An 11,366-nucleotide genomic window follows, 5' to 3' on the forward strand; every position below is an offset into this window, starting at 1 on the left:
AGCGACCTGGCTCAAGGGCTCAGTGGGCGGCCTCTGGTGTGCAGATGCTGGCGAGCACGACACCATAGGCCTGATTGCGCCCTCGCGACTTAGCGATATAGAGTTGGGCATCCGCCTCACGTAGCAAGGCTGCAGCACTGCTGTCGCCGTGGGGCATCTTCGTGCAAACACCAACGCTGATCGTTAGCAGGCGCCCCACATCCGATCCAGCGTGATCAATCTTTACGTCCAGCACCTGCTGTCTCACCTGATTGGCCAACTGCAAGGCGCCAGCCGCGTCAGTCTCGGGCAACAACAATACGAATTCTTCACCGCCGTACCGGGCCACCATATCTGCAGGACGCTTGATGGATGCCTTCATTGCCGCCGCGACGCGCCGCAAACAGTCATCGCCTGCCTGGTGACCATAGTGGTCGTTGTAGCGCTTGAACAGGTCCACGTCCACCAGCGCAACGCTCAATGCTGTACCCGTGCGCACCGCTCGGTCCCATTCAATCTTCAGACGTTCGTCGAAGTAGCGGCGGTTGCAAACGCTGGTCAAGCCGTCGATGTAGACCCACTGCCGCAGCAGGTCGGCCTGACGCTTCATCGTCAGGTGCGTCTTGACCCGGGCCCGCACCACCCTGGGGTTGATGGGCTTGGAGATGAAGTCGACGGCGCCGACATCCAAACCGCGGGTCTCCGCCTCCTCGTCGTTGTGAGCGGTGACGAAGATCACCGGGATGTCCTTGGTCGTGTCATCTGCCTTCAGGCGTTGGCACACCTCGAAGCCGTCCATGCCCGGCATGACCACATCGAGCAGGATTAGATCGGGAGGCTGACTCCGGCACATGGCCAATGCCTGCTCGCCGCTGATGGCCATTGACACCTTGTGATCAGCAGCGAATGTCTGGTACAGCGCCTGAATATTGGCACGCTGGTCGTCGACAATCAGCAAGCGGGGCCGCGCATCTGCGGCTTCAGTACCCGGGGTCAGCAACTGGACAGCGTCGCCGGTGGGATGATTCGTCATGAAGTGCAGTCCTTCAACCAATTGTTGCAGTGGGTCAGCGCAGTCTTGAAGTCAAGACTCTCGACCGCTTCGTCCAGGGCGTCCAGTCGCGGGCCCGCCGCTACGGGCAGACGTGTCCGCAAGGTCTTCACGGTCTCGATCGCTTCCAAGTCTGAAGCTGCGAGCATCGTGGAGACCGCAATCAGTACACCCGACAGCACCTCGTTGTCTGCAGCGGTCAGGGGCGCAGCCGTGGGGGCCGGAACAACGTTGGCCATGTTGGCATCATCCAGCGTCGCGCACAGCGCTGTCAGCTGCTGCAAAGCCGTGCCGATGAACGCTGCCACATCCTTCACGGAGGCGGCGGTATCGGCAGCCGTCGGATCGGCGGTCAGCACTCTTTCGGCCTCGCCGGCGCAGCGTGACAGCGCCATGGCTCCCACTGTCGCAGCAACGCCTTTGAGTGTGTGAATTTCGCGGGCTACGTCGGCCAGCGCGCCCCGCTCAAGCTGTGCTAAAAGCTGGCCGGGCAACGAAGTCAGGTCCTTGACGAAGTCGCGCAAGGTGCGCCCATACACCTTCCGATTCCCGCCCAGCCGGCCCAGCGCAGCCTCAATCTCGACACCAGCCGCTGCTGCTGCATGCAGCGTGGACGTTCCGACTGTGGCGCCGGCTTTAAAAACGGGCTCCGCCGACGCTATGGCTGTGCGACCGACCAGGCGGCGAAGTACGTCTACAAGGTGATCCAGATCGAACGGCTTTCCGATATGCTCGTTCATGCCCGCAGACAGGCAGGCTTCGCGGTCCGACGCCATTGCATTCGCGGTCATAGCGACGATGGGCAGCTCCAGCCGAGCGAGGTCCTGGCGGATGCGGCTGGTGGCGGTGAAGCCGTCCATCACCGGCATCTGCAGGTCCATCAGCACGGCATCGAACGGTGGATCGGCGGCGGCGACAGCCTCCACGGCTTCGAGCCCGTTCACTGCGATCACTACCTCGGCCCCCTCGTCCTCCAGCAGCTCGCGTGCAACTTGTTGGTTGTTGGCGTTGTCCTCGGCGACTAGCAAGCGCAGACCAGCAAGCCTTGACAACTGCACGGTCGCCATCCTCACAGGAAGGGCTTGTGGGCTGCACACGGCACGTGCGGCGACAAGCGCGTCGTGGAGCATCGAAGCCGTCACGGGCTTGACGAGGAAACCGTCGATCAGGTCCTGGTCTTGGGGTGTGCGCTGTGCCAGTGTGTCGCGGCCGTGCGCGGTCACCATCACGATAGCGGGTGCTGCGCCTGCGATGTCGCGGATACCGCGAGCAGTCTGCCAGCCGTCCAGGCCCGGCATCTGCCAGTCCACGAAGACGGCGTCGAACGGGGCACTGGCTTCTCGAAGAACACGAAGGCCGGCCTCCCCGCTGTCAGCCACGACTGCCGACCACCCCAGCGCGAGTGCCATGCGCTTGGTGACATCGCGCGCCACAGGGTTGTCGTCGATGATCAGGGCCCGTACGGGGACGCTGGCGTGGCCCCTCGCATCGATGCGCTCGTCCTGCAACGTGAACGGTGCCAGCGGCAACTCGATCCGGAAGTAGAAGCGGCTGCCCTTGCCGACAATGCTGTCTATCTGCAGCGTTCCGCCCATCAACGCGACTAGGCGTTGGCAGATCGCCAACCCAAGGCCCGTGCCTCCAAAGCGGCGCGTGGTGGACGCCTCGGCCTGGGTGAAGCCGCTGAAGATCCGCTCATGGTGTTCGGGAGCGATGCCGATGCCGGAGTCGCGCACACCGATCTCGAGCACCACCGTGTCGTCGTTGGAGGCGACCATGTCGACGGACACCACGACTTCGCCATTCTGCGTGAACTTGATCGCGTTCCCACCGAGGTTGATCAGCACCTGCTGGAGCCGCATGGCATCGCCGAGCAGGTCGCAGCGCAGTTTGGGGTCGACGTCGAAGAGCACTTCGATGTTTTTGCCACTGGCGTTGGCCGAGAGGATCACCGACAGATCCCGCAGCAGTTGATCCATTCGGAAAGGGTGCGGGTCCAGCGTCATTTTCCCGGCCTCAGCTTTGGAGAAGTCGAGAATTTCGTTCAGCAGTCCCAGGAGCGAACGCGCGGCACCCTCCGTCTTCACAGCGTAGTCGGCCTGGCGTGCGGTCAGATCGGTCTTTTTCAGAAGCGCCAACATGCCGAGAATCGCATTCATCGGCGTGCGGATCTCATGGCTCATGTTGGCCAAAAATTGGCTCTTTGCGACGTTAGCCTGTTCTGCCTGGGCCGTGCGGTCCTGCAACTGGAGCTGGACCTGCTTCATCTCGGAGACATCGACCACCACCGAGATGAACCCGCGGATGTGCTCGCCGTCGCGGTCGGGCAAGTAGTGCAAGAAGTAGTGACGCATGGACCCGTCGGAGACCACGCGGGACCGTTCAACTCGTTGTTCTTCGCCGCGCAGTGCCGCCAGGATGTGCGGTTCGTTGCGCGCATACGCTTCAGGACTGAGCAATTCGCTCTGTATGTGGCCGATCATTTGCTCTGGGTCCAGGCCCATCCAGTCTCGATAGGCACGGTTGGCGATCGTGCAGCGCATGTCCGTGTCCCAGTGGGCGAGCGGCCCGGGGAAGCTGTCGATCACTAGGCGCATCAGACGCTCGCGCTGTTGGAGTGCGAGTTCAGCTTTTTTCCGTTCGGAGATGTCGGTGTAGGTCGTTACGAAGCCGCCGTTGGGCATTGGCGCGCCTTGCACCTCGACCGGCAAACCGTTCGGTCGGGCTCGCTCGAATCGATGATGCACCGCAGGCAACCTTGCCCGTTCGACAATGGCTTGCACGGTCTGGTCGATGTTGCCGTCTCCGTACTCCCCGCGCTTGGCGTTGTAGCGGATGAAGTCCTCGAAGCGGGGATTTGTCGGTTCGAAGAGTTCATCCGGGAAGCCCAGCAACTTGCGGTATTCTGTGTTGGAGGCCACCAGCTCCAGGTTCCTATCGAACACGCTGAGACCGCAAGGGAGGTTCTCCAGGATGCTGGACATCACTTCGTTCTTCGTGCGCAGCTCCGCTTCCAGTGCGCGACGCGCCGTGATGTCCTGGAACGCGCCCACGAGGCGCTCCGCCTTGCCTTTGTGTGTCTCGACCTCGCCGATAGCGCGAACCCATATCAACCTTCTGCTAGCAGTGATGAGCGGCAGTTCAAGGTCCCAGCCGTGGCCGCTGGCCAGAGCGTGAGCTACGGCCTGCTCGATCTGTGGCCGCGCTTCAGGCGCGTAGAAGCAGATGGCCTGGCCCATCGACGGCTTGAATCCGGCTGGTACGTCGTGGATCCTGCACGTCTCGTCGGTCCACTCGATGTCACCTGAGGCGATGTTGAGCATCCAGCCACCGACACCCGCCACGCGCCCCGCGCTGTCAAGGAACGCCTTGCTCGCCCGCAGCCGGTCTTCGGCGATTCGCCGCTCGGTGATGTCGAACGTTACGCCAATGATGCGGACGGGTTCGCCGTGCGCGTTGCGGACGGCTTGCGCGTGCGCGCGCAGGTAGTGAAGTTCACCGCCTGGCCACACGATGCGGAACTCGGCATTGGACCGACTGTCGGTCGCGGCCTGCTGCAGCGCAGCCTTCACGTGCGGCAAATCATCCACATGCACCCGGGCATACCAGAGATCCTTGGGCTTGTGCTGTTCACTGCGACGGCTTCCGTAGAGACGGAACATTCGATCATCCCACTGCACCTTGCCTGTGGCTGGATCGAGCTCCCATACGCCAATGCCGGCGCTTTCGGCGGCGAGCTCAAAACGCTCGCTGGAATCGCGCTGGGCCTCCTCGGCCTGCTTGCGCTTGGTGATGTCCAGGCGGGTGCCGGCCATCCACCGAGGGCGCCCGTCATCGCTGCGGCTGAAGAGTTTGCCGCGGTCGAGTACCCAGACCCAGTGGTCATCCTTGTGCCGCACGCGGATTTCGGCCTCGTAGTACGGCAGATCGCCGGTGAAGTGACGCTCCAACAGTGCCGAGGAAAAGCTCATGTCTTCCGGATGTGTGAGGCTCCTCCAGGTGTCGATGGTGCTTGGACCCATTTCGGCCAGATTGCGGCCACAGATGCCGGCCCATCGTTCATTAAACTTGCACTCGCCGCTCTCGACGTTCCATTCCCAGGTGCCGACGTTCGTGCCTTCAAGGATGTTGGCCAGCTGCTTGCGCTCACGGTTCAGCTGCCGCTCAGTCTCCTTCCGCGTGGTGATGTCGAGGTGGATGCCCGAAATGGCGGTCGGTCTGCCCTGGTCATCGCGCTGGAACACGCTGCCACGACTGAACACCCAGAACCAGTGCCCGTCGCGGTGCTGCATGCGGAACTCCGTCTCGTATGCCGCGGTCTTCCCGTCGACATGCTCTTGCCGCGCCAGCAAGACGCCCGGCCGGTCTCTGGGGTGCACCAGGTCCATGAACGACACACTTGTTGCTTGGCGAAACTCATCGAGCGTGTAGCCCAGCATGGACGCATAGTTCAAGCTCACGCTGTCTTCGCCAGTCTCGAGGTTGCTCTGCCAAGTCCCTGCGCCCGTGCCTTCGATGATGCTCTGCAGACGCTGCCGCTCCTGGTCGAGTGCCAGTTCGGCACGGCGGCGCAGTGTCACGTCCTGCAGGCCGGCGACGACTCGTAACAGCGTACCGTCCACGCTGCGCTCCACCTTGGCCGACAGCAGGACATCGATCACATCGCCGGAGCTGGTGATCATCTGGAGTTCGAGGTCATCCTGTCCGCTCTGGTCTATCGAAGCGGGCAGCCCCTCTGACAGCACATGCTGGCGCGAGGCTTCGGTGAAGAATTCAATAGATCGCCGACCAAGCACGTCGGACCTTGCATAGCCAAGTTTTGCAAGCCAGGCATCGCTGACGACGACCAGACGCCCCTCGAGGTCGACGGCGTGCAACATGGCCGGTGTCGTCTCGTAAAGGCTTCGAAGAAGGTGCTCGCTTTCCGTGACCTGAGCTAACAGCGCTTGAACTTTTTCCTGGCGCTTCATCCCGCTCTGTATCAGGCGGACGATGACAAGCGAAGTTGCGGCAAAGAGCAATAGAAAGCCTGCGGTCCAGGCCGCTGTCTGGCGCCAGAGCGTCAGGATATCGGTTGTGGCGAGGCCGACGAGCACGTACAGCGGGTACTTGGGCAGACGCCTGTAAGCCGCCTGGCGGTCGACGTCGTCAAAGCCCGACGGCGCCCGGTAAGTTCCCTCGTTGGGGTTCGCCTTGACTGCACTCACCAATTCGGCGGACAACTTGCTCCGCTTTGCCAACTCCGCCGGCGCGTAGGACAGTCCCTGAGGCGCCGACAGCAGACCCAAGTCTCCGCTGCGCAGTCCGGCGCGGCCCCCCAATCCCACGTCAACCCCGGACAGGATTGCTTGCAGACCTCGAACCGGAATGATCGCTGCGGCCACGCCCACGAACGCTCCGTCAGGGCGTCGCAAGGCGCGAGCCAGCACCATTGCCGATTGGCCGTCGACCATGTTCATGTAGGGTCCGTACAGCGTCACTGCCGAGGCCGGGTCGCCCTTCAACCGCTGGAAGTAGTCTCGACGCGAGATGTCTAGGTTGAGACATCGTCGAGTTTGTGACGCGCAGATCTGTTGGCCCTGCACGTCGAAGACTCCGATGCGCAAGATTTCCGGGACCTGCGCGGACTCCGCATCGACAACTTGCCACAGAACTCGCTGATCGACTCCCTGCGCCGTCAACTGACGCTCAACCTGATTCGCGGTCGAGGTCAAGGCGAGCCCAGCCTTGTCGAGCGTTGAGGAGACGTTCAGTTCGACCAGTCGCACTAGCCCGACCACCCGCGCCTGCGCTTCTGCCAGCTCTCTGAGCCGACTCTGCGAGAGGAGGAACACGCACAAGCCTACAGCTAGCAGGTTAAGCACCAAGGCGCCGAGGAACGGCAGGCGACGAAGCATCGCAGATGCCGTGCGGTCACCACAAATCAAGCCTCCCGAGGCGATCGCTTGCGAGGTTGGTTTCATGGGCGTCGTGGCTCGGTTGCAGGGCATCGGAGCGCGCATACGTGCGCGCGGGCTGACTTCCAACCCTCGATTGACCTCGTGAGCTTACGAGAAGCGCCCAAGGCCAAGTCGACGAAATGACCAAGAACTCCCCACCTGCTCGGGCGATCGCGCTAGCGTTGTGGACTCGCAGCGACCCAAGCCGAGGAATTCAAGCGCACCATCGCCCGAAAGGAAGACATGAAAGACAAGCCCGGGCGCGGAACACTGACAGCCGCACACTCGGAGGATCCGCGGCGCATCGACGCGTCGGCGCGTTGGTCACGTCGCCAACGAATCAACGGCCGCTGCGCACCGATCGCAAACCCCACTGTGTCTTCCAGGCCTGGGACGGAGTGCTGGACGCGCTGCACGACACGCAAGCGCATGCAGTGGCGGAGCTTGGGATCGTGGCGCCCCAGTCGATGCCGCCAGCCCAGTCGCAGATGGGCGGGGTTGAAAGCGCCGTCCCGCCCGCGACCTTGAGCGCAGCCCAGATCGCTGGCGCTTGTGCCTCTCGCGAAGAGCCCGCTATTCTTCGACGCGGAATCTCTCCTCTCACGATGGGGTTCATCGTCGCAGCATTCCGTTTGCAGGCTCACGGCTTACACCCTCTCGGGCGGTCAGCTTCGAGCGAGAGAAATTGCCGAGGCGCTCAATTGGCTCAGTACCAAAAGGAGGATCGCGATCATGTAGCTGGGCAAGTGGTTCCAGATGGGTAAACAGACGGTGGTAGCTTGGTCGGACGACTTCGCGCCCAGTATGGGTGCCGCCATTTCTTACTACACGCTGTTCTCGCTGGCGCCCCTTCTGGTGCTGGTGATTGCCATCGCCGGGCTGGCATTCGGCGTGGAGGCTGTCCGCGGCCAGATTTCGAACCAGTTGTCGGGCCTGATGGGACCCGACACTGCCGAAGCCATCGAGGGCATGATCGAAAGTGCGAGCCTCAGCGATAACGGCTGGTGGGCCGGTGCTTTGAGCGTCGTCATCCTGATCGTGGGCGCGACCAGCGTGTTTGCGGAGTTGCAAAGCGCGCTGGATCGCATCTGGCACGTGCCAGAGTCCGAGAAGCCCAGTGGAATATGGGGCATCCTGCGCGCTAGGGTGTTCTCGATGGGCCTGATCCTGGGGCTGGCGTTCCTGCTCATGGTGTCGCTGGCCGTCAGTTCTGGCCTGGCGGCCTTCGGTGGTTACCTGGGAGGGCTGCTGCCCGGCCAAGAGGCTCTGCTCCAGATCGTCAACATCGCTGTGTCCGTCGCTGTGATGAGCGTGTTGTTCGCGATGATCTTTAAGTTGATGCCTACGGCCAAAGTCGCATGGCGCGACGTGTGGGTCGGTGCCCTGGTCACCGCGGGGTTGTTCGAGGCTGGCAAATTCGGCATTGGGCTGTATCTCGGCAAGAGCGGGCTGTCGGAGTCGTTCGCGGGTGCGGGCGCTTTGGTAATCCTGCTGGCCTGGGTCTACTACGCAGCGCAAATATTCCTGCTGGGCGCAGAGTTCACCAAGGTTTATGCGGGGCGGAATGGTGCTGGCGAAAACCCGTCACCGGACGCGGATGATCGGCCAGCGGATATGCCGGTGCCCACGAAGAGCACTGTTGGGGCTGCGCATACTCCCGTTTCGGACCGCACATCAACGACGAGGCTAGACACAGAGAGCGCCGGGGATGTGCGTCAACGGCTGGTGCGCGCCAGCGCCAACGTGCTGCCACAACTCGTGTTGCTAGGTGCCCTGGCATTGCTGCGGGTGATGATCGAAACTCGCGTCAAGAAGGAGGAGCGACTTCTACGGGTTGCACGCAAGCAAAAAACGTGAGTTGCTCAAGCTCTCGCTGCCGCTATACGTTCACCTTCTGTGGAGTTAGCTCATTCCAAAGCGGCGCCGCAGTCGTCTCTCGCTGCGACCTGACGTATCGGCGTCTTGCGCGGTTGCGGCCCCACATGCTCGACGAGGCTCAGTCGATACCCCTTCACCAGAGAAACTTCCAGGTATTGCCGACGTCGATTCGACGAGTTCAGGGATTTGAACGCACCTTCACCGCGCCCGTTTGACATGACGGTGTTTGGCCGCCTGGACCGCTTTCAGCGATGTGCCTTCCGTCCGCTTGCTTGCACGGCTACGCGCAGGCGGTGGTCTGGCCTGAATGCCGTGTTCCCTGACGTCGGGGGGTTCGACGTCAGTGGCGAAAGCTCGCGGCCACGCCGGTGCGGCAGGGCATGCGCCGGGCCGGCAGCACATGGACTTCGCCGCCCATCTTCTCCACCAGCGCGCCCAGGTCGTCCAGCACGTCGTCCACGCGCGGACGGCCAAGATCCGCCGCATCGATGCGGCCGGTGCTGACGTCGATGCGGCCGGGCAACTGGCGCTCTGCCTCGATCAGCAGACTGGCCACACGCCCGCCCGCCGCCGCGTAGGCCACCTCGTCCAGGTTCGCGCTGCCCAGCCCCTTGGCGCTCGCCACGCCATACGCATCCGCCCAGGCCACCTGCCGGGCCTCGTGCTGGGGCTGTGCGACCTGCCACGCGCGTTCGCACAAGACCTCTGCCGAGAGCTCTTCCGGGTTGCACATCACGCCCGCCGGCATCAGCCATGGGTTCTGGCTGACCAGGCGGAACAGGTGGTGGTGCTCCGGCAAGGCCGCCAACATCAGTGGCAGGCCGCTGGGGCGGGAGTGGTGTTCCAGCACGGCGCGGTCCACGGCGCGAAAGAAACGCGCGACATCCTTGTCGATCTCTTCGGGGTTGCCACCCTGACCGTGGTGCGTTGCCATATGGCCGCGGCCAATGCCGCCATGCGAGGACACCGTAGCCTGCGGGCCGGCGCGCTGTTCGCCCAGGGCGTCGGTCATCGTGGCCGGCACGCCGGGCGCCAGTGCCATGGGGTCGAGCGCATGGCGGTCCCCTTCGAACAACTGCACCCGGCCCAGGCTCAGGCCCAGCACCTGGTAGCGCGCCGCCGACTGCACCAGCAGCCGCAGGGGCTTGGTGTGGAAGCTGTCGGCCACCACTGCCAGCGCGGCCACCGGGCGCTGCAGCACGAACACACGGAACAGGCCCGGTGCGCCCAGCACGGCCAGGCCGTCCAGGGTGTGGTTCCAGAATTCCCGGTCCTGCGCCAGCGCCTCGAACGGGGCCAGCAACGTGCGGGCAGCGTCGGCCGTGTGCTGCTGTCGCAGCGAGGTCTCCAGGGCCACCAGCAGATGGCGAAAGCGGATCGGGTCCTCGCCGTTGCCCGGATGCTGCCGATGGGTCGGCTGGTAGAGGGACAAACAGGGCTGGCCCTGGAACGACGCCAGTTCGGCGAGGCGCCCCTGGGTCAGCGGATCGGGTGTGTGCAGGGTCTTCAATGCGTACCTTCGGAGTGAGCTCGGGCTGGCCGACACACCTTAGGCGCGATGGACGGCCAGGTCTGTGCGCTGGCGCACCCGGAACGCAGAATGCACGCACCCGGCATTCAGGCCGCCAGGCTGCTGCGCCGATGTGCAGGCGCTCCCGCAACCGATGCGCATGGCCTACGATGCCCTTCCACCCACCGCAAGCAGCCAGCGCTCTCGCAAGGCGCTGCCTTTAACGCGGGGGATCGTGCCCCTTGGCCTGCGCCTGACCATGACCGCCGAACGCATGCCGCATCGACGATTGCACGCGATTGCCAAAGTTGGCGTCGCCGCGCGAGCCGAAGCGTGCGTACGGCGCCGCGCTGAGCGCGGGCACTGGTACGGCCTCGTCAATGACTGCCTGGACTGTCCAACGTCCTTCACCGGAGTGGACACACGCCCCTGGTAGCGGGCGAGCGTAGGGTCCTTGGCCAACGAACCGCTGTCAGGTCCAGCAGCCAAGAACCGGTCACTCTGCCGCGGCGCCATAGCTCGACGATCTCTGCCATGTCGAAGCTTGGTAACGCTCTGCATGGCGAAGTGGCGTTGTCTGAGCGTCTGCGCTTCGCAACGGCCGTCCGGCATCAGCGCGGTGCAGGATGTTCAGCCCTTCAGCGTAGGCAGCCATAAGCGCATACTCGATTCCGTTGTGGACCGTCTTGACGATGTGACCTGCGCCACGCGGGCCGCGGCGCAACCAGCCTTGCTCTGCACTGCCGCTGACGGTGGTACGACCCGCTGTGCCACAGCGGAGCCAGCACCCGGCGCCAACGTCACGAACAGCGGCGTGAGACCCGCCACGGCCAGGTTCTCGCCGTCCACCGTCAGGCAGTAGCCCTCGGTCGATACCCGCTACCCCGCCCCCGGTACCCACATCGACCAGAACGATGCCGCAAGCTGCCAGTGCGGCAACTCGACGCAGGTCGTGGTGGTAGTGGGCGTTGCCGCCATCGACGACGGTGTCACCCGGCTGGAGCAGGGG

General features: G+C 63.7%; 4 protein-coding genes and 1 pseudogene. 1 reads left to right on the top strand and 4 read right to left on the bottom strand.

Going from position 1 to position 11,366, the window contains the following annotated elements; all coding sequences use genetic code 11:
- Window positions 1-19: 19 nt before the first annotated feature.
- The gene (locus AC099J_RS30500) at window positions 20-1,012 is read right to left on the bottom strand and encodes a diguanylate cyclase (RefSeq protein ID WP_479619075.1); all 993 of its coding nucleotides are present in this window, start codon (window positions 1,010-1,012) and stop codon (window positions 20-22) included.
- Window positions 1,009-6,993: a PAS domain S-box protein gene (locus AC099J_RS30505; RefSeq protein WP_479619076.1), complete on the bottom strand. Its 5,985-nt coding sequence runs from the start codon at window positions 6,991-6,993 to the stop codon at window positions 1,009-1,011. Before AC099J_RS30505 ends, AC099J_RS30500 begins: the two co-directional genes overlap by 4 nt.
- A gap of 732 nt (window positions 6,994-7,725) precedes the next feature.
- Between AC099J_RS30505 and AC099J_RS30510 the strand changes: the two genes are divergently transcribed.
- Window positions 7,726-8,826, top strand: a complete 1,101-nt coding sequence (locus AC099J_RS30510) for a YihY/virulence factor BrkB family protein (protein WP_479619077.1) — start codon at window positions 7,726-7,728, stop codon at window positions 8,824-8,826.
- Window positions 8,827-9,187: 361 nt separating this feature from the next.
- On the opposite strand, the gene AC099J_RS30515 is transcribed toward AC099J_RS30510, so the two are convergent.
- Together AC099J_RS30515 and AC099J_RS30520 are read right to left on the bottom strand one after the other, a co-directional pair.
- Window positions 9,188-10,357, bottom strand: a complete 1,170-nt coding sequence (locus tag AC099J_RS30515) for a baeRF3 domain-containing protein (protein ID WP_479619078.1) — start codon at window positions 10,355-10,357, stop codon at window positions 9,188-9,190.
- Window positions 10,358-10,577: 220 nt separating this feature from the next.
- Window positions 10,578-11,366, bottom strand: a pseudogene (locus AC099J_RS30520) (NADP-dependent phosphogluconate dehydrogenase); the annotation flags it as partial.

Source organism: Rhodoferax sp. RT4P68 (genome assembly GCF_056521305.1).